This is a genomic window from Stenotrophomonas sp. YJH_SMC_64 (genome assembly GCF_059371375.1).
On the sequence record NZ_JCAFUN010000008.1, the window covers coordinates 221,525 to 240,657 of the forward strand.

The 19,133-nt window shown below is 67.9% G+C and carries 18 protein-coding genes and 1 pseudogene; 8 read left to right on the forward strand and 11 right to left on the reverse strand.

Translation table 11 applies throughout. The features are described 5' to 3' along the window. Nucleotides 1-106 precede the first annotated feature (106 nt). Nucleotides 107-676 carry a glycine zipper 2TM domain-containing protein gene (locus AC5P9L_RS10760; protein WP_032129397.1) on the reverse strand — a complete coding sequence of 190 codons (570 nt, stop codon included), beginning with the start codon at nt 674-676 and terminating at the stop codon, nt 107-109. 188 nt (nt 677-864) lie between these two features. Between AC5P9L_RS10760 and cysS the strand changes: the two genes are divergently transcribed. The 3 genes from cysS to AC5P9L_RS10775 are packed head-to-tail and all read left to right on the forward strand — an operon-like array spanning nt 865 to nt 3,992. Continuing rightward, the gene (cysS, locus tag AC5P9L_RS10765) at nt 865-2,241 is read left to right on the forward strand and encodes a cysteine--tRNA ligase (RefSeq protein WP_227415670.1); all 1,377 of its coding nucleotides are present in this window, start codon (nt 865-867) and stop codon (nt 2,239-2,241) included. A gap of 54 nt (nt 2,242-2,295) precedes the next feature. After that, complete coding sequence (locus AC5P9L_RS10770) at nt 2,296-2,748, forward strand: SufE family protein (RefSeq protein WP_005410372.1); 453 nt, start codon at nt 2,296-2,298, stop codon at nt 2,746-2,748. Continuing rightward, nucleotides 2,745-3,992 carry an MFS transporter gene (locus AC5P9L_RS10775; protein WP_012480833.1) on the forward strand — a complete coding sequence of 416 codons (1,248 nt, stop codon included), beginning with the start codon at nt 2,745-2,747 and terminating at the stop codon, nt 3,990-3,992. Before AC5P9L_RS10770 ends, AC5P9L_RS10775 begins: the two co-directional genes overlap by 4 nt. A gap of 370 nt (nt 3,993-4,362) precedes the next feature. On the opposite strand, the gene dksA is transcribed toward AC5P9L_RS10775, so the two are convergent. Next, entirely contained in the window at nt 4,363-5,592 is a 1,230-nt protein-coding gene (gene dksA / locus AC5P9L_RS10780; protein ID WP_005410374.1) for an RNA polymerase-binding protein DksA, read from the reverse strand. 272 nt (nt 5,593-5,864) lie between these two features. Here dksA and yidD point away from each other — a divergent pair, with 272 nt between their 5' ends. Genes yidD through AC5P9L_RS10795 form a run of 3 tightly spaced genes read left to right on the forward strand, consistent with a single transcriptional unit; the run spans nt 5,865 to nt 8,315 of the window. Beyond that, nucleotides 5,865-6,119 (forward strand): membrane protein insertion efficiency factor YidD, encoded by a 255-nt coding sequence (yidD, locus tag AC5P9L_RS10785; RefSeq protein WP_005414016.1) that lies wholly within the window; start codon nt 5,865-5,867, stop codon nt 6,117-6,119. Nucleotide 6,120: 1 nt separating this feature from the next. Next, nucleotides 6,121-7,467, forward strand: a complete 1,347-nt coding sequence (locus tag AC5P9L_RS10790) for a dihydroorotase (RefSeq protein WP_012480835.1) — start codon at nt 6,121-6,123, stop codon at nt 7,465-7,467. Beyond that, entirely contained in the window at nt 7,467-8,315 is an 849-nt protein-coding gene (locus AC5P9L_RS10795) for a M23 family metallopeptidase (protein ID WP_012480836.1), read from the forward strand. The genes AC5P9L_RS10790 and AC5P9L_RS10795 overlap by 1 nt, the downstream gene beginning before the upstream one ends. Nucleotides 8,316-8,420: 105 nt before the next feature. Here AC5P9L_RS10795 and AC5P9L_RS10800 read toward each other — a convergent pair whose 3' ends face one another. The 5 genes from AC5P9L_RS10800 to efp all read right to left on the reverse strand — a co-directional run bounded on the left by AC5P9L_RS10800 (nt 8,421) and on the right by efp (nt 12,681). After that, entirely contained in the window at nt 8,421-9,125 is a 705-nt protein-coding gene (locus AC5P9L_RS10800) for a squalene/phytoene synthase family protein (RefSeq protein WP_012480837.1), read from the reverse strand. 11 nt (nt 9,126-9,136) lie between these two features. After that, complete coding sequence (locus AC5P9L_RS10805; RefSeq protein ID WP_005410378.1) at nt 9,137-9,832, reverse strand: phosphoglycolate phosphatase; 696 nt, start codon at nt 9,830-9,832, stop codon at nt 9,137-9,139. Then, on the reverse strand, nt 9,829-10,545 hold the full coding sequence (ubiG, locus tag AC5P9L_RS10810) for a bifunctional 2-polyprenyl-6-hydroxyphenol methylase/3-demethylubiquinol 3-O-methyltransferase UbiG (protein ID WP_005410379.1): 717 nt from the start codon (nt 10,543-10,545) through the stop codon (nt 9,829-9,831). Before ubiG ends, AC5P9L_RS10805 begins: the two co-directional genes overlap by 4 nt. Before the next feature lie 25 nt (nt 10,546-10,570). Beyond that, complete coding sequence (locus tag AC5P9L_RS10815) at nt 10,571-11,914, reverse strand: TRZ/ATZ family hydrolase (RefSeq protein ID WP_099561345.1); 1,344 nt, start codon at nt 11,912-11,914, stop codon at nt 10,571-10,573. A gap of 200 nt (nt 11,915-12,114) precedes the next feature. After that, nucleotides 12,115-12,681: an elongation factor P gene (gene efp, locus AC5P9L_RS10820; RefSeq protein ID WP_005410381.1), complete on the reverse strand. Its 567-nt coding sequence runs from the start codon at nt 12,679-12,681 to the stop codon at nt 12,115-12,117. Between the two features lie 96 nt (nt 12,682-12,777). Between efp and epmB the strand changes: the two genes are divergently transcribed. Then, a complete protein-coding gene (gene epmB / locus AC5P9L_RS10825; RefSeq protein ID WP_099470238.1) occupies nt 12,778-13,818 on the forward strand; it encodes an EF-P beta-lysylation protein EpmB in 1,041 nt (346 codons plus the stop codon). Between the two features lie 66 nt (nt 13,819-13,884). Here epmB and AC5P9L_RS10830 read toward each other — a convergent pair whose 3' ends face one another. The 3 genes from AC5P9L_RS10830 to AC5P9L_RS10840 are packed head-to-tail and all read right to left on the reverse strand — an operon-like array spanning nt 13,885 to nt 17,757. Beyond that, nucleotides 13,885-16,011 carry a putative bifunctional diguanylate cyclase/phosphodiesterase gene (locus AC5P9L_RS10830; protein ID WP_005410383.1) on the reverse strand — a complete coding sequence of 709 codons (2,127 nt, stop codon included), beginning with the start codon at nt 16,009-16,011 and terminating at the stop codon, nt 13,885-13,887. After that, entirely contained in the window at nt 16,008-16,940 is a 933-nt protein-coding gene (locus AC5P9L_RS10835; RefSeq protein ID WP_043035356.1) for a phosphate/phosphite/phosphonate ABC transporter substrate-binding protein, read from the reverse strand. Before AC5P9L_RS10835 ends, AC5P9L_RS10830 begins: the two co-directional genes overlap by 4 nt. Nucleotides 16,941-16,986: 46 nt before the next feature. Beyond that, nucleotides 16,987-17,757, reverse strand: coding sequence for an RNA methyltransferase (locus AC5P9L_RS10840; protein WP_005414025.1), 771 nt, complete (start codon nt 17,755-17,757; stop codon nt 16,987-16,989). A 120-nt stretch (nt 17,758-17,877) separates the two neighbouring features. Here AC5P9L_RS10840 and AC5P9L_RS10845 point away from each other — a divergent pair, with 120 nt between their 5' ends. Then, nucleotides 17,878-18,705, forward strand: coding sequence for an inositol monophosphatase family protein (locus AC5P9L_RS10845; protein ID WP_005410386.1), 828 nt, complete (start codon nt 17,878-17,880; stop codon nt 18,703-18,705). Nucleotides 18,706-19,010: 305 nt separating this feature from the next. On the opposite strand, the pseudogene AC5P9L_RS10850 reads toward AC5P9L_RS10845, so the two are convergent. Continuing rightward, nucleotides 19,011-19,133 (reverse strand): annotated as a pseudogene (locus AC5P9L_RS10850) (IS110 family transposase); the annotation flags it as partial.

Sequence of the window (19,133 nt, forward strand, 5' to 3'; positions counted from 1 at the left end):
CGACGCCTGTCGGGCTGCGCTGCTGTCGTGCTGGAAGTCGGTGAGCTTCATGGTCAACCATCTTTGCATGCGGCCGGGGCCGGCGCAAGGGGCCGGGGTCGCAGAATCAGGGATTGCCGGCGGCGCCCTGCTCGGGGCCGACCCAGGGGGTGATCGACACCCGGATCTTGAGCCGGTTGCCGGGGTCTTCCGGCAGCCGTGAGCGGTACTTGGTGCCCTTGTAGACGTAATCCACGTCGTAGGCGATGGGCCTGCGGAATTCACGCCCCACCGGCACGATGCGGCAGTCGCGGGTCAGCATCGGGCCATTGTTGGCGGGTGCCGGCGCCGGGGCCGGCGACTCGGCGGCGGTGTCCTCGGAGACCTCTTCATCGCTGCGCTTGAACATCGAGCGCACCGAGTCCCAGAAGCGGCTGATCCGGCCCTTGTCCTCGACCGGCTCCTCGCCGGTGACATTGACCGGCGCCAGGGTACGGGTCGAGACCGGCTCGCAGTGTTCTTCGGTGCGGGTCGCGCGCAGGGTCTGGAACACGGGTTCGACGTTCAGCACCTGCGCGTAGTCGAACTTCACGTTCTCCACGATCACCACCCGGTTACGGGGCTCGGCCTCCTGCGCCTGGGCCACGGCGGCCAGCGCCGACAGGCAGGCCAGGGTCAGCAACGCGGTGGATTTCATTGGCGAAGGGAGCAAGGACACGGCAATAGTGTAGGCAGTGGCGAGCGCAAGGGGCTGAACATTACCCGTCCACGCTGCTCCTGCCCACCCCACCTTGGGCGGACCCGGCGTCCACCGGTGGCAGGCGGTGCCCCCAAAGGGGGCCGACACGTTCTAAAATCACAGGCTTGTCCCCCAGCCACAGCCCCATGACCCTGCGCCTGCACAACAACCTGACTCGCCAGCTCGAACCGTTCACCCCGCTCGACCCGGCCTGTCCGACCCTGTATGTGTGCGGCCCCACGGTCTACAACTACGTGCACATCGGCAACGCCCGTGGCCCGGTGGTGTTCGGGGTGCTGGCCGACCTGCTGCGGCGCCGTTTCGGTGGCCTGCGCTACGCGCGCAACATCACCGACGTGGACGACAAGATCAACACCGCCGCGCGCGAGCAGGGCGTGCCGATCAGCACCATCACCGACAGGTTTGCCGCTGCCTACCGTGAAGACATGGCCGCGCTGGGCGTGGTGCCGCCGGACATCGAGCCGGAGGTGACCGCGCACATTCCGCAGATCATCACCATGATCGAGCAGCTGATCGCCAATGGTCATGCCTACGCCGCCGAAGGCCACGTGCTGTTCGCGGTGGCCAGCTTCGACGGCTACGGCAAGCTCTCGCGCCGCGACCCGGACGAAATGCTGGCCGGCGCCCGCGTCGACGTCGCCCCGTACAAGCGCGACCCGGGTGATTTCGTGCTGTGGAAGCCGTCCAGCGACGACCTGCCCGGCTGGGAATCGCCGTGGGGCCGGGGCCGTCCCGGCTGGCATATCGAGTGCTCGGCCATGGCCGCCGCCCACCTGGGCGAGACCATCGACATCCATGCCGGCGGCGTCGATCTTCAGTTCCCGCACCACGAGAACGAGCTTGCGCAGAGCGAGTGCGCCCACGGCGGCAAGATCTTCGCCCGTTTCTGGCTGCACAACGGCATGCTCAACTTCGGCGGCGCCAAGATGAGCAAGTCGCTGGGCAACATCGAGCGCGTGCATGACCTGGTGCGCCAGCACCCGCCGGAAGCGCTGCGCCTGGCCCTGCTGTCGGCCCATTATCGGCAGCCGCTGGACTGGTCCGATGGCCTGATCGAGCAGTCGGTGCGCACCCTGGACCGCCTGTACGGCACCCTGCGCGAACTGGCGTCGGTCGAGGCGGTCGTGGCGATCCCGGCCACGGTCGAGGCGACCCTGGATGACGACCTGAACACCCCACAGGCACTGGCCGAAGTGGCACGCATCGCCGCCGATGCACGCCGCGCCACCGACCCGACCGAACAGGCACGCCTGAAGGGCGAGCTGCTCGGCGCCGGCCTGGCGCTGGGCCTGCTGCAGGCCGACCCGGCACAGTGGTTCGGCACCGCGGCCAGCGACGGCGATGATGATTCCCGCATCCAGGGCCTGATCGACGAGCGTGCCGCCGCCAAGAAGGCACGCGACTTCGCCCGTTCCGATGCCATCCGCGACCAGCTGGCCGCCGAAGGCATCGTGCTGGAAGACACCCCGCAGGGCGTGCGCTGGTCGCGCAAGCGCGGCTGACCTGCCCTGCCCCGTGGCCGGCCCGCCGGCCACGCCCCCACTGTAGAGACTGTTGTGACCGACTCCCCGTTCCCGCTTGAACCTACCGCCGCCGAGGCCCAGACCGCCATCGCCGAGGAATTCGGCTTCTTCGGCGACTGGTCCGAGCGCTACCAGTACCTGATCGACCTCGGCCGCAAGCTGCCCGCCTTCCCGGACGAATGGAAGACCGAAGAGCACCGCCTCCTCGGCTGCCAGTCGATGGTCTGGATCGTGCCGGAAGGCAACGCGCAGTCGCTGCGCTTCCATGCCATCAGTGATTCGGCCATCGTTTCCGGACTGATCTTCCTGGCCCTGCGCGTGTACTCCGGGCGCTCGGCACAGGAAATCCTGGACACCGAGCCCAGCTACATCCAGGACATCGGCCTGGCCCGTCACCTCTCCCCCACCCGCAGCAACGGCGTGGCGGCGATGCTGGCCTTCATCCGCGAGACCGCGCAGGCCCAGCTGCAGCGCGACCCGTCGTGAGCGAGCCTGCCACAGCCGAAGACACCGCGCTGGGCCTGCTGTCCCGGCCCGGTTTCGCCAAGCTGCTGGCCTACCGCATCTTCGCGATGCTGTCCTACCAGGTGGTGGCGGTCACCGTCGGCTGGCACATCTACGAAGTCACCCGCAATCCGTTCTCGCTGGGCCTGGTCGGCCTGGCCGAGGTGCTGCCGTTCTTCTGCGTGGCGCCGTTCGCCGGCTATCTGGTCGACCACCTGCCGCGCCGTCGGCTGGGCATGGTCGCCTGTTCCGGGCTGATCGCCACGGCGCTGGTGCTGACCGGCGTTGCGACGGGTTGGCTGCCGTTCGAGGGCGTGTGGCCCATCTATGCGGCCATCGCCCTGACCGGCATGGTCCGTGCGTTTCTTTCGCCCATCTACAACGCACTGTTCGCCCGCGTGCTGGCCCGCGATCAGTTCGCGCGCGGCGCCGGCCTCGGCGCGGTGGTGTTCCAGGCCGGCATGGTGGCCGGCCCGGCGCTGGGCGGCGTGCTGGTTGGCTTCGGCGGCAAGGGCCTGTCCTACGCGGTGGCTACGGCCTTTGCACTGGTGGCGATGGCCTGCCTGGCCACGCTGAAAGTGGAGGAGCCGGTGCACACCGATCCGGCCGCGCCGATCTTCAAGAGCATCGCCGAAGGCGCGCGATTCGTGGTCGGCAACCGGATCATGGTCGGCGCGATGGCGCTGGACATGTTCTCGGTGCTGCTGGGCGGCGTGGTGGCGATGCTGCCGGCCTTCCTGCACGAAATCCTGCACCACGGTCCGGAGGGCCTCGGCATCCTGCGCGCGATGCCGGCGCTCGGTTCGGTGTGCGTGGGCCTGTGGCTGGCCCGCCACCCGCTGCACCGCAATGCCGGCCGCGTGTTGCTGTTCGCGGTGGCGGGGTTCGGCCTGTGCGTGATCGGCTTCGGCCTGTCGCAGCACTTCTGGCTGTCGGCGCTGATCCTGCTGTTCTATGGGGCCTTCGATGGCGTTTCGGTGGTGATCCGCTCGACCATCCTGCAGTTGGCCACGCCGGAAGAAATGCGCGGACGGGTGTCGTCGATCAACGGCATCTTCATCAGTTCGTCCAACGAGCTGGGCGCGTTCTATGCCGGCACGATGGCGCGTCTGCTGGGGCTGGTGCCTGCAGTGGTGCTGGGTGGGTTTGCGGTGCTGAGCGTGGCCGGGATCACCGCGTGGAAGAACCCGACGCTGCGGAAACTGAATCTGCGTGATCTGCAATGACCCCGCGGAGAGCGCGTTCGGCGGCGCCAGGCGTTTGACTGGCCTCGTCACTTTCCCTCGATGAATGGGTTTGTCACTTTCTTTGCGCGCGCAAAGAAAGTAACCAAAGAAACGCGCCGCCATCCGCGAGCCGGTGCTGCGCACCGGTGCCCTGCGCTCCTCGGTGAATCAGGGGACGGCGCCGAACTCGCTGCGCTCAAACAGCGGCGCCTCTTCGCCCCGATTCCCCTGCGGTGCTCGGCTCGCTACAAGGCGGACCCAAGTCAACGGCCACAACTGCCCGTGCCAGCCACGGTCGCTTACCGACGATCCCCCAACAAAAAACCCGGCCGAAGCCGGGTTTTCTGCATGACCATACAACGAGCGGGAATCAGTCGCCCTGCTGCTTCTGCAGGTGCTCCCAACGCTCCTGGGCGTCGATGGTGCGTTCGGCGGTGAGGCGCGCTTCCAGGCGCTCCAGGCCGATTTCCTCGCCGGTGTCGACGCAGTAACCGTAGTCGCCCGCTTCCAGGCGCTTCAGGGTGCTGTCGATCTTGCCGATCAGCTTGCGATAGCGGTCGCGGGTACGCAGTTCCAGCGAGTTCTCGGTCTCGCGGGTCGCACGCTCGGCTTCGTCGCCGATGTCACGCACTTCCTCGCGCAGGTTCTCGATGGTCTGCTTGGACTCTTCCACCAGGTCCGCGCGCCAGTTCTGCAGGCGCTGGCGGAAGTACTCCTGCTGCAGCGGGCTCATGTATTCCTCTTCCGAGGACGGCTTGTAGCCAGCCGGCAGGATCGGGCGGCCGGTGGCCTCGTCGGTCTTGTACTCGACCACCTTGTACTTGCTGCGCGGGGCCGGTGCCGCCGAGCGGGCGGCGACGGCCACGGCAACCTTGCCGACAGGGCGCGACACGGTCTTCGGGGCGGAATCGGATTTCACGGCGGTTTTGGCAGGCGATTTCGAAACGGGCACGGGATTCTTGGATTGCGGGGCCTTCGAGGCGGCAGGAGCGGCGGCCGGGGCCGGCTTGGAGGCCGGTTGGGCTGCTGCCACTGCCACGGTCTTGGCCGGGACAGGCTTGGCCGGAGCCGGCTTGGCAGCAGGCTTCGGTGCGGACTTCACTACTGGGGCCGGGGTCGGCTTTACGGCCGGCGCGGCAACATTCTTGGCAACCTTCTTTACAGCGGCAGGCGTGGCGACCGGCTTGGCCGCAGCGACCTTCTTTGCTGCGGGCTTGGCGACCGGCTTGGCTGCAGCCTTCTTCACCACCGCCTTCGGCGCCGGCTTGGTTGCTGCCTTCTTCGCCACTGGCTTGGCGGCAGCCTTCTTCACCGGCGCGGCCTTGCTGGCGGCCTTCTTCACCACCGGCGCCTTCTTGCTGGCAGCGGCAGGCTTGGCCTTGGCGGGCGCAGCAGCCTTCTTCGCCACCGGCTTGGTTGCCTTGACCGGCGTTTTCTTTGCGGTGGCCTTCCTGGCCGCCGGTTGCGAGGACGCTGCCTTGGTCGCCGGCTTGCTGGCCGGTTTCCTGGCAACGGGCTTTGCCGCCAACTTCTTCACAACAGGCTTGGCGGTTTTCTTGGCGGCCGTTGCGGCCTTCTTTGCAGTTTTTTTAGCAGCCACGAAACGCTCTTCCTTGGATTCCCCGGGGCCCGGGAAAGCGGGCCTTTATAGCCTACCCGACCGGCAGCAGCAACCTCGGCACCCTGCTCCATTCAGTCCTGGAGTCAAGGCGCCCTTGGAGGCAGTCCGACGAACACGGACCGCCTTGCGCGGTACGGAACCTGGCCAGCACCCGCAGGTGCTGGTACCGGTCGCAGGCCATCGGCGACATGCGACCAACGGCCCATCCTGCACAAATGCGGCCTTCATGCCAACTGGCATAAGATGACTGGGTGATCTCGCGCCTGCTCATTGCCCTGCTGCGCTTCTACAAGCGCTTCATCAGCCCCTTGCTGGGGCCACGCTGCCGTTTCGTGCCGAGCTGTTCTGAATACGCGATGGAAGCCATCTCGCGGCACGGCCCGCTGCGCGGCAGCTGGCTGGCTGCACGCCGGCTCGGTCGCTGCCACCCGTTCCATCCCGGCGGCTTCGACCCCGTGCCCGAGTCTCCCAACGCCCCCTCTTGCCGTTGCACAGGAAAACACTGACATGTCCTCCACCCTCATCACCAACGCCCGGATGGTCAACGAAGGCCGCACCTTCGACGGCGACCTGCGCATCGAGAACGGCCGCATCGCGCAGATCGGCAGCGGGCTGGCGCCGCGCGACGGCGAACAGGTGGTGGATGCGGCCGGACGCTGGCTGCTGCCCGGCATGATCGATGACCAGGTGCACTTCCGCGAACCGGGCCTGACCCACAAGGGCGACATCGCCAGCGAATCGGCCGCGGCCGTGGCCGGTGGCCTGACCAGCTTCATGGACATGCCCAACACCAACCCGCCGACGCTGGATTCGACCATCCTGGAAGCCAAGTACGAGCTCGCGCGCGGCCGCGCCTGGGCCAACTATGGCTTCTACCACGGCGCCAGCAATGACAACCTCGACGCGATCCGTGCCCTGGATCCGAAGAAGGCCCCGGGCGTGAAGGTGTTCATGGGTGCTTCGACCGGCAACATGCTGGTGGACAACCCGGAAACGCTGGATGCGATCTTCCGCGAATGCCCGACCCCGATCATCACGCACTGCGAAGACACGCCGATGATCGATGCCAACCTGAAGGCCTTCCAGGAAAAGTACGGCGATGCGCTGACCCCTGACATGCATCCGGACATCCGTTCGCGCGAGGCCTGCATCAAGTCGACCCGGCTGGCGATGTCGCTGGCCCGCAAGCACGGCACCCGCCTGCATGTGCTGCACATCTCCACCGCCGACGAGCTGGCGCTGTTCGAGAAGGGCCCGCTGATCCGCGCCGACGGCAGCCGCAAGCAGATCACCGCCGAGACCTGCGTGCACTTCCTGCACTTCGCGCGCCCGGACTATGCGACCAAGGGCAACCTGATCAAGTGCAACCCGGCCATCAAGGAAGTGTCCGACCGCGAGGCGATCACCGCTGCGCTGGCCGACGACGTGCTGGACGTGCTGGCCACCGACCACGCGCCGCACACCTGGGAAGAGAAGCAGAAGCCGTACGCGCAGGCACCGTCGGGCCTGCCGCTGGTGCAGTACGCGCTGGTGGCCGCGCTGGAGCGCGTGCACGAAGGCAAGCTGACCCGCGAACAGGTGGTGCAGAAATTCGCCCACGCGCCGGCGCAGTTGTTCGACGTGGAAGAACGCGGCTTCCTGCGCGAAGGCTACTTCGCCGACCTGGTGCTTGTGGAAGACGTGCCGTTCACCGTCAAGCGCGAGGACGTGCTGTCCAAGTGCGGCTGGTCGCCGTTCGAAGGCACGACCTTCCGTTCGCGCGTGGCCTCCACCTGGGTGAACGGCCAGCTGGTGTGGGACGGCAGCAAACTGGTGGGCGAGCCCGCCGGCCAGCGCATGACCTACGACCGCTGATGCGCGCGGCTCTATTTACCGGGGCGCTGCTGCTGGCGGCACCCCTGCTCAGCGTACCGTCGGCTCACGCGCAGGATGGCATCGGCAGCCTGATCGACAGCCGCGTGGTGTTCCCGGCCAGTGCGTCGCAGGGCGCACTGGTGATCGGCAAGGTGCCCGCCGGCAGCCGCGTGCAGTATGCCGGTCGCCAGCTGCGGGTGAGCGGCTACGGCAGCGTGGTGTTCGGCATCGGCCGCGACGAGAAGGGACCATTGCGCGTGCAGGTGCAGCGCCCTGATGGCGGCAGCGAGACCGCGACCATTGCGGTGACGCCGCGCGACTGGCCCACCGAGCGGGTCAACGGCGTGCCGCCGAAGACGGTCAATCCGCCGCCGGCGATTGCCGAGCGGATCAAGCGCGAACAGGCGCAGGTGACCGCCGCGCGTGCCCGCGATGACGACCGCACCGACTTCACCCAGACCTTCATCTGGCCGGTGCAGGGCCGCATCAGCGGTCGCTTCGGCAATGCGCGCGTGTACAACGGGCAGCCCGGTGCCGGTCATTCCGGCATGGACATCGCGGTACCGACCGGCACGCCGGTGAAGGCACCGGCCGCCGGCATCGTCACCTTCGCCGGGCCGGACCTGTACCTGACCGGCGGTACGCTGCTGCTCGACCACGGTTTCGGGGTCAGCTCCAACTTCCTGCACCTGTCGCGCATCGACGTAAAAGTTGGCGACCGTGTGGAACAAGGCCAGGTGATCGCCGCGGTCGGCGCCACCGGCCGTGCCACCGGCCCGCACCTGCACTGGGGCATGAACTGGTTCGATACCCGTATCGATCCGCTACTGGTACTGGAACGCAAGTAACGCGCGCAATGCGCTTTGGTGGGTGCCAACCTTGGTCGGCACAACCTCACAGAGCGTGCGGACCAAGGTCCGCACCCACCAGAAGCAGTCAACAGCGCCGATCGATCAACCGCGCGCAGCCCACCACACGCGCAACAAGGTGCGCACCGGGGTCGCTTCAATCGGCTTGCCTGCGGCCTGCGCGGCAACGCGGGCGCGCGCCAGGCTGGACCACACACGGCGCGGGCGCGGGCCGGGCACGCGCGTGCCCCAGCCCTTCAACAGATGCTGCGCCCAGCGCTGTGCAGCCGTGCTGGCATCACCATCCAGCAGGCTGCGCGGTACACCGGCAACGCCGGCATCCTGCAGGCGCTGGGCCAGGGTCTGCAACTGCACCGCGCGACCGGCACCGGTGCGCGGCTTGTCCGCGAACAAGGCCGCCTCGACCGCAGCCACGGCCTCGGCGTAGTTGGCCAGCGCACGCTCGGCACTGGCGGCGTCCAGCGCGACGGTGCGTGCTTCAACCAGATCCGGCAACGCCTCGGCCAACTGCGCCCACGGCGCACGCACCGGCTCCAGCAGACGGCCCAGTGGATGGCGCGAACGATGCCCGGCCCAGCTGCGCAGTTCCTCGCCCCACCATGCCAGCTTGGCATCGGCCGGCAGCGGATCGCCGCCGGTATTGAGCATGTCGTCGAACTCCTGCAGCAGCGCGAACCACGCCACGGCAAGTTCGCGTTGCGATTCGGCCACGAACGGGGCGGCCACCGACCATTCCGGCCAACGGCTGCGCCACTTGTCGAGGAAACTGTCCAGCGCGGTACTGCTCACTACGTGATTCCTTACGGCTGGGCCGGGGCTGCCGGCCGGGTCGGCCAGAGACTGGCCAGTTGCAGAAGTTCGGCGTTCTCGACCAGCACGTCGGCCTGCCAGGCCAGCGGGTCGTCGCTGTGCAGGCGGTAGCCCCACAGCGCCGCCACCGACGGCATGGCGGCAGCGCGTGCGGCGATGATGTCGCGCTCGTCGTCACCCACGTACACGCAGTCTTCGGCGGCAATGCCAATGGCCTGCGCAGCGTGCAGCAGCGGCAGCGGGTGCGGCTTGCGTTCGGCCAGGCTGTCACCGCCGACCAGCACCGCGCAGCGCTGCTGCCAGCCATGCTGCGGCAGGATCAGGCGCGCCAGGTACTCGGGTTTGTTGGTGACGATGCCCCACACCGTACCGGCCTCATCCAGCGCGGCGAGCATGCCGGCCACGCCGTCGAACAGCACTGCGTGCTGGCCGATCAACGCTTCATAGCGCTGCAGGAATTCCGGGATCAGTGCATCGCGCGCAGCGGCATCCAGGTCCGGGAACGCGGCCGAGACCATCGCCCGCGAGCCCTTCGACACCACCGGGCGCAGTGCGGCCGGATCGATGGGTGCACGACCACGTTCGGCCAGCATCGCGTTGCAGGTGGCGACGAAGTCCGGCGCGCTGTCCAGCAACGTGCCATCCAGGTCGAACAGCACCGCACGCGGGAAGCGGGCGGAGGTCATGCCGGCTTGACCGCGTAGGCCAGGTAGTTGATGTCGGTGCGGCTGCTCAGGCGGGCGTGGTTGCGCCACGGCTCGTAGGCCATGCCGCTGACGTCCACCAGCTGCATGTCGGCCTCGCGCAGCCAGCGCGCCAGCTCGGCCGGCTTGATGAATTCCTGGTAGTGGTGCGTGCCCTTGGGCAGCAGCCGCGCCACGTACTCGGCACCGACAATCGCCACTGCGAAGGCGGCAGCGGTGCGGTTGATGGTCGACAGGAACAGGTGGCCGCCCGGCTTCAGCAGGCGCTTGCAGGCCTCGATGATCGCGCCCGGGTCTGGCACGTGCTCCAGCATTTCCATGCAGGTCACCACATCGAAGCTGCCCGGCTGCTCGGCGGCCAGGTCCTCGGCGGCCTGCACCCGGTAATCGACCTTGGCGCCGCTTTCCAGCGCATGCAGGCGCGCGACCTTGACCAGCTCCGGGGCCAGGTCGATGGCGGTGACGTCGGCGCCGGCCTGGGCCAGCGCTTCGCTCAACAGGCCGCCACCGCAACCGATGTCGAGTACGCGTGCGCCGCGCAGCGGAACGCGGTCGGCCACGTATTTCAGGCGCACCGGGTTCAGCGCATGCAGCGGCTTCTGCGGGCCGTCAGCGTCCCACCAGCGGTTGGCCAGCGCGGCGAACTTGTCCAGCTCGGCCTGATCGAAATTGGAGGAAGCGTGGGGGGCAGTCATGAGGGAGTCCTTGCGGCGCCGGGGTTCAGGCGCGGATATGACGGATGCGCTCGCGCCACTGGCGCGCGTTGGCGATGATGCCCGGCAGGTCCATGCCGACCAGCTCGCGCTGCACCAGCTTCGGCTTGCCGGCGATCCAGACGTCGCTGACCTGCTGGCGGCCGGTGGCGTACACCAGCTGCGACAGCACGTTGTGCAGCGGCTGGGTTTCCAGTGCGGACAGGTCGACGCAGACCAGGTCGGCCTGCTTGCCGACTTCGATCGAACCGATGCGCTCGCCGAAGCCCAGCGCGCGGGCACCGCCCAGGGTGGACGCGCGCAGCGTGGTCGCCGCGTCCAGCGCGGTGGCGTCATCGGCCACGGCCTTGGCCAGAATCGCCGCGGTGCGGTTCTCGCTGAACATGTCCAGGTCGTTGTTGCTGGCGCAGCCGTCGGTGCCGATCGCCAGGTTCACGCCGGCGCGCTGCAGGGCGCAGGCCGGGCAGAAACCGGAGGCGAGCTTCAGGTTCGATTCCGGGCAATGCACCACGCTGACGCCACGCTCGGCGCACAGGTGGATTTCCGCATCGGTCAGCTGGGTCATGTGCACCGCGATCAGGCGGTCGTTGACCAGGCCGAGGCGATCCAGCCGCGCCAGCGGGCGCTGGCCGTGCAGCTTGATCGAATCGTTGATCTCCTGCGCGGTCTCGTGGGTGTGCAGGTGCACCTGCATGTCGAGCTGGTCGGACAGCATCCGCACCCGCTCGAAGTTGGCATCGTTGACCGTATACGGCGCATGCGGCGCGAACGCGGTGCCGATCAGCGGATCGGTGCGCCACTGGTCATGCAGTTCACCGGCCTTGGCGAAGTACTCGTCGTCGGTCTTGGCCCAGGCGGTGGGGAAATCGATGATGACCGCGCCGACCAGCGCGCGGAAACCATGCTTCTTGTAGACGGCGGCCTGCACATCGCCGAAGAAGTAGTTCTCGTTGGCGCAGGTGGTGCCGCCGCGCAGCATCTCGGCGATGGCCAGGGTGGTGCCGTCGGCGACGAATTCGGGGCCGATCACCGCCGCTTCCACCGGCCAGATGTGCTGCTGCAGCCAGGTCATCAGCGGCAGGTCGTCGGCGACGCCGCGCAGCAGGGTCATCGGGTTGTGCGTGTGCGCATTGACCAGGCCCGGCATCAGCGCCGCCTCGGGGCGGCTGACCACCTGGGTGGCGCGGAACCGTGCGCGCGCCTCGGCACGCGGCAGGATGGCCACGATCTCGCTGCCATGCACGGCAACGGCATGGTCTTCCAGCACCACCGCATGCGGCTCGATCGGAACGACGTAACCGGCTTCGATGAGCAGGTCGCAGGCTTCGGGGAGGTGCGGGCTATCGCTCATGCGGGCTCACTGGCTGGGGGGCGGCGAGATACTTCTGGGGGACACGCCCCTGAGTCAGGGGCTGCCGCGAAGCGGCGGGGTCTGGAGACCCGTGAAGCGGGGCCCATGATCTGCCGAAGCAGATCAGGGGAGCGCCAGCGCGAACGCGATGGCGCGTATCCGGCCAGCGGCCGGCACTATCGTAATCCGGCTGCGCCGGATTACTTGACGCGTGCGGAGTATTCGCCCGAACGGGTGTCGACGCGGATCACTTCGTCCTGGTTCACGAACAGCGGCACGCGGACCACGGCGCCGGTTTCCAGGGTGGCCGGCTTGCCGCCGCCGCCCGAGGTGTCGCCACGGACGCCCGGATCGGTTTCGGTGATCTTCAGCTCGACGAAATTCGGCGGCTGCACGAAGATCGGCTCACCGTTCCACAGGGTGACCACGCAGGACTCCTCGCCCTTCAGCCACTTCTCGGCGCCGCCCATGCCGGCCTTGGTGGCCTGGACCTGCTCGAAGGATTCCGGGTCCATGAAGTGCCAGTACTCGCCGTCGCTGTACATGAAGTTCATGTCGGTATCGACGACGTCGGCTGCATCCAGCGAGTCGGTCGACTTCATGGTCACTTCCTGGGTACGGCCGTCCTTGATCAGGCGGTACTTCACGCGGGTGAAGGCCTGGCCCTTGCCCGGCTTGACGTATTCGGTGTCGATGATGACGGCCGGTTGGTTGTTGACCAGGATCTTCATCCCGTTCTTGACGTCGTTCATGCCGTAGCTGGCCATGCGTAAACTCCTGAGTGGCAAAAACGCCGCGGGTGCGGCGAGCCGTTAGAATGGAAAGCCCACCGGGTGCCGGTGGGCGACTGTTTTTCTGCCCCCATGATAACCGCAGGCCCCCTCTCCATGCAGCTTTCCGCCTTCCCCCGGCCCCAGTCGCCAGGCGCGCCCGCGCGCTGGCAGCAGCTCTGGCGCCAGGCACTGCGCGACCCGCAGGCGCTGCTGGCCCGGCTGCAGCTGGACCCGGCGGCACTGGGCGTCTCCGAAGCGGCCATGGCCCAGTTCGCGCTGCGCGTGCCGGAGGGGTTCGTGGCCCGCATGCGCAAGGGCGATCCGGCCGATCCGCTGCTGCGGCAGGTGCTGCCGATCGACGAGGAAATGCGCCCGGCGCCCGGGTTCAGCTTCGATGCGGTGGGTGATGGTGCGGCCAAGAAGGCCACCGGCGTCATCCAGAAGTACCGTGGCCGCGCCCTGCTGGTGGCGACGGGCAGCTGTGCGATCAACTGCCGCTACTGCTTCCGCCGCCACTTCGACTATGGCGCGGAAAACGCTGCCAAGGGCGGCTGGCAGGAGGCCGTAGCCGCCATCGCCGCCGACCCGGACATCGACGAGGTGATCCTGTCCGGCGGTGACCCGCTGTCGCTGGCCACGCACAAGCTGGTCGAGCTGACCGACGCCCTGCGCGCGATCCCGCATATCCGCCGCCTGCGCATCCATACCCGGCTGCCGATCGTGCTGCCCGAGCGCGTGGACGAGGAACTGCTGGCCTGGCTGGGTGGCCTGCCGTGGCCGCTGGCCATCGTGGTCCACGCCAACCACGCCAACGAATTCGACGCCAGCGTGGACGCCGCGATGGCGCGCCTGCGCGGCATCGGCGCCCAGCTGCTGAACCAGGCGGTGCTGCTGCGCGGGGTCAACGACAGCGTGCAGGCCCTGCAGGACCTGAGCGAGCGCAGCTTCGCCGCCGGCGTGCTGCCCTACTACCTGCACCAGCTGGACCGGGTCGAGGGCGTGGCCCACTTCGAAGTGGACGACACCCGGGCCAAGGCATTGATTGCCGGGTTGACCGCGCGCCTGTCCGGCTATCTGGTCCCGAAGCTGGTGCGCGAACTGCCCGGCGACCCGAGCAAGCGCCCGGTGTAATTCCGTAGCGGGGTCAGATCCCTTTTCCTGCGGAAAAGGGATGACCCCCGGCACAACGTCAATCGGTCAAACGCCCGATTCGATCATCCGCACCACTTCGGTGGCGGTGACCGGGTGGCTCAGCCAGTAGCCCTGCCCCAGATCGCAGCCGCGCTGCGCCAGCAGTTCGAACTGCGCCTGCTGCTCGATGCCCTCGGCCACCACCGTGATGCCCAGCGCGTGGGCCATGGCGATGATCGCCGTGGTCAATGCGAGGTCGTCGGGATCACGCTGCATGTCGGCCACGAAGCTCTTGTCGATCTTCACGCCGTCCACCGGCACCTGGCGCAGATGACTGAGCCCGGAGAAGCCGGTGCCGAAGTCGTCCAGCCATACCTTCACGCCGGTGCGGTGCAGCTTGTCCAGCAGCTGCGCGGCGACCATCTCGTCACCGATCACCGCGGTCTCGGTCAGCTCCAGATGCAGGCGCGACGCTGGCAGCCCGGACTCATGCAGGCATTGCGCGACCAGCGCCGGCAGTTCGCCGCCGCGCAGCTGCCGCGGTGACACGTTCACCGACACGAACAGGTCGTCCCCGGCCGCCCCGCGCGGCCACTGCGAGGCCTCCATGCAGGCCGCACGCAGTACTTTCGGGCCGATGATCTCGATCAGACCACTCTGCTCGGCCACCTCGATGAACACCGATGGCGGAATCGTGCCCAGGGTCGGATGCTGCCAGCGCAGCAGCACTTCGACGCCGACCATGCGGCGGTCGCGCATGCGGAAGATCGGCTGGTAGGCCAGGCGCAGTTCGCCTCGCTCCCAGGCCCCGCGCAGCTCCTGTTCCATATGCACGCGACGTTCGACCGCGTGGTCCATCGCCCGGCTGTAGTAGCGATAGCAGTTCTTGCCGGCCATCTTCGCCTGGTACATGGCGATGTCGCCGTTTTTCAACAGGGTGGTCGCATCGGCCGCATCGTCGGGGAACAGGGTCACGCCGATCGAGGTGCCCAGGAACAGCTCCCTGCCCTGCACCACCAGCGGCCTGCCCAGCTCGCGCACCAGCACTTCGGCCAGCAGCCGCGCGTTGGCGGCCACATCACCGTCGCCCACCAGGATCACGAACTCGTCACCGCCGAAGCGGGCCAGCAGGGCCTCGTCGCCGCCTGCCTCCGCAACGGCGCGGCCGATGCGCTGTGCGAACTGCAGCAACGCCTCGTCACCGGCCTCATGGCCAAGCGTGTCGTTGACCCGCTTGAAATCGTCGATGTCGGCGAACAGCAGGCCCAACCGGTGATTGGCGGCACGCGCCGCCATCAGCCGATGGTCCAGCGCTTCGCGGAATGCCAGCCGGTTGGTCAGCCCGGTCAGCGCGTCGGTATAGGCCATGCGCCGCACTTCACGGTCATGGCGGGCGATCGCATCGCGCATGCGGGCGAAGCCGCGCACCAGCTCACCCACTTCGTCGTCACGGGTGTTCTCGGCCAGGGGCGTCTGGTAGTCACCGGCCTCGATGCGGCGCGCGGCCGCGGCCAGATCGCGGATCGGCGCGACCAGCGTGCGCTGCACATACAGGATCACCACCACGCCGATCACCACCAGCAACCCCAGCATCAGCAGCAACCAACCCAGGTGGCGGCTGCCGACCAGTTGCAGGCGCTCGCCAAGGGTGGCGTTGGCCGCCTGCTCGCGTTGCTGCACTTCGTCCAGCGCCATGCCGACGCGGACGCCGCCGATGCGCTGGTTGCCGACCATGATCGGCATCGTGTTGTCCAGCACCTTCGGCGATTCCTGCACCAGCAAGGCCTGCGCCGCCGCGGCCTTGGGCGCCAGGGGATCGGCCATCGGCTGGCCGAATCCCGGGACCTCGACCGAGCCGTCGTGCACCAGCCGGCCGCGCTCGTCGAACACCAGTACATAGCGCACCACCGGCTGTCGCGCCGTGCTGCGCACCAGCACGCCGACCTGGTCCAGGTCGCGGTAATACAGCGGGTTGGCCAGCGCATCGGACAACTCGCGTGCCATCGCCTCGCCGCGGCTGCGCACGCTGCGGTCGAACAATTCATGGATGACGCCACCGCTGAGGGTGCGCACCTCGCTCTGCATCGCCGTCTGGCGCCCCAGCAGCACCGCCAGGATGGCGACCACCACGACCATCGCTCCGCCCATCGCCAGCAGGAACCGGGCCTGCATCCCCGAGCCGAGCCACTTCATTCCACTTCCATCCGCACGCGCGTCAATCCTTGTTTCAATTCATCCAACCGCTGCTGCGCATGCGCATCGACACGGTGGAAACCGGAAGTGCCAAAAAACCGATGCAACGCGCCCTGTGCCTGCGGGTCGCTGGCTGCCTGCAGCAGGACTTCCTGCAGGCGGTCGCGCACCCGGGCATCGAGGTCGGCGCGGACCATCTCCACCGCACGCGGATAGGGTTCGGTACGCAGCAGTTCGCGGAAATCGCGTCGGAATGCAGACGGCACCCGCCGCTCGTCGTTCCAGTCCACGCTGCTCACCGCCCCCACATCCGCCATCCCCTTGTGCACGTATGTCGCGATGTTCAACTCGCTGCGCGCGAACACATACCCCACGCTGTCACGCCCTGGCACGTCCCAGACCCCGGCCAGGATCTGCGGCGACAGGCCATGGTCCAGCAGGGTCATCACCGGTACCAGGTAGGCGCTGGTGGATGCCGTGTTCTGCAGGGCCAGGCGATGGCCGCGCAGATCCTGCACCCGCTGGATGGGACTGTCGCTGCGCACGAAGAACACCGTCTGGTATTCGCGCACCCCGTTGCGCTCGGTCAACAGCAGCGGCCGCGCACCACTGCGCTGGCCCAGTGCCACCGCCGTACCGGAGGTTTCCGTGACCCAGTCGACCCGTCCCCGCCGCAGATAGCTGGCCATCTGCTGCGGGTCGCGGGCCATCAGTACCCGCCCCTCCTGGATGCCGACGTCATGCATGCGCGCCACCACGTAGTCCAGCAGGGGTTGCAGCTGCTCGTAGTGAGCCTGGGGGTCATCGCTGATCCGGCCCAGCACCAGCACCGGATCCGGTGCCGCATGCACGGCTCCGGCCAGCAGGACCATGGCCAGGCTCAGCAGTCCCCCCTGCATTGCCTTTCGCAGACCCGACACAGACGTCATCCCCCCTGGGTATCCAGACAGACTACCCGAAAAAATGAGAACGTCGTCAGCTGTCCTTGCTGCCGGCCTGGGCCAGACGCGCCATGCGCTGGGTATCGGCGAGGATGCCGCGCAACAGGCGCACTTCCTGCTCGCTCGGCTCGCTGCGCAGGAACAGGCGGCGCAGCTTGCGCATCGCCGATTCCGGCGCGCGGCCCTTGTGGAAATCGATCTCGTCCAGGGTGTCGCCGAGCTGGGCGAAGAAGCTCTCCATCTGCTCATGGCTGGCGGCCTGTTCGCGGAAGCCCGGCTCGGCGTCGGCGGCCGGCTGCGCGCCCAGCAGCTGCATGCGCGTTTCGTACGCCAGCACCTGCACGGCGGCGGCCAGGTTGAGCGAGCTGAACTCCGGGTCTGACGGGATGTGCACTGCGGCGTGGCAGAGCTGCAGCTCCTCGTTGGTCAGGCCGGTACGCTCGCGGCCGAATACCAGTGCGACCTCGGCACCTTCGCCCGCCTTGGCCACCGCACGGGCGGCAGCGTCGGCCGGCAGGTATTCCTCCAGCTGGACGCGGCGGGCACGGGCCGTGCAACCCAGTACCAGGCGGCAATCCGCCACGGCCTCGGCCAGGGTGGCCACCACCGGAGCGTCCCCCAGCACGTCTTCGGCACCGGCCGAGCGGCGGAAGGCCTCCTCGTCCAGCGGCTTTTCGGGGGCGACCAGCACCAGGCGGGCCAGGCCCATGGTCTTCAGGGCGCGGGCGGCAGCCCCCATGTTGCCGGGGTGCTGGGTACCGACCAGGACGAATCGGAGGCGGGTGGCGGCGGGAAACTGGGACATGAACAGGGAAAAGGTCGAGCTGGACGATGACCAATGGTAAACTGTGCGGCCGGCCACTGCGCCGGACCCGCTCTTTTCCCCCGCCAGTCCATCTCTTCTGCCTTTCCGGGAGCCCACGCCATGCAGAAACCCGCCGTCACCGTCATGGTCAAGGCCGCCCGCCTCGCCGGCAACGTCCTGTTGCGCAACATCAACAAGCTCGAGGCACTGAACGTGGTGCAGAAGGGCCGGATGGACTACGCCAGCGAAGTGGATGCGGACGCGGAAAAGGTCATCGTCAAGGAACTCAAGCGCGCCTACCCGGATTACGGCATCTTCGGTGAAGAAGGTGGCGTGCAGGGCGAGCGCCGCCAGATGTGGGTCATCGACCCGCTGGATGGCACCAGCAACTACCTGCGCGGCGTGCCGCACTACTGCGTGTCGATCGCCCTGGTCGAGAACGGCGAGCCGACCGATGCCGTCATCTTCGATCCGCTGCGCAATGAACTGTTCACCGCCAGCCGTGGCGCCGGCGCCGTGCTGAACGACCGCCGCATCCGCGTGGCCGACCGCAAGGATCTGGAAGGCACGATGATCCACACCGGCTTCGCCCCGCGCGAACGCAGCCGCGCCAGCGCGCAGCTGAAGTCGGTCGACACCCTGCTGGTCCAGGCTGAGGACATCCGCCGCACCGGTTCGGCCGCGCTGGACCTGGCCTACGTGGCCTGCGGCCGCGCCGACGCCTATTTCGAAGCCGGCGTGAAGGCGTGGGACATCGCTGCCGGGCTGCTGCTGGTCCGCGAGGCGGGTGGCAAGGTCTGCGACTTCAAGGGCGCGACCCTGGGCCGGATGGACAACCGTGGCCCGGAGACCCACCAGATCGTTGCCGGCAACCTGAAGGTGGCCGAGTCGCTGCAGAAGGTGCTGGTGAACACTGGCTACGCGGCGGAATTCGACGCGAAGTTCTGAGGTTTCGCGTAAAGCGGTTCATGGAGACGGCACCTGCGAAGGTGCCGTTTTCGTATCCGCAGTGATCGTGCTTGTCACTTTCTTTGCTCGTGCAAAGAAAGTAACCAAAGAAACACGCCGCCAGGGCGCGAGCCGATGCTGCGCATCGGTACCCTGCGCTCCTCGGCCCGCCGAGGGACGGTGCGGGAACTCGCTGCGCTCAGACACCCGCACCTCTTCGCCCTCGCCGGACCTGCGGTGCTCGGCTCGCTCAAGGCGGGTCCCAAGGTCAAATGCCACAGCTGCACCCAGTAGCAACTGTCTTGTCAGGGGCAGCCGAGGGCCACCTCGGCGTCTCGCTTACGGGCGTTGAGGATCACCAGCATTTTGCGCATGACCGCCACGAGCGCCACCTTGCTCGCTTTGCCCTTGGCCTTCAGGCCAGCGTA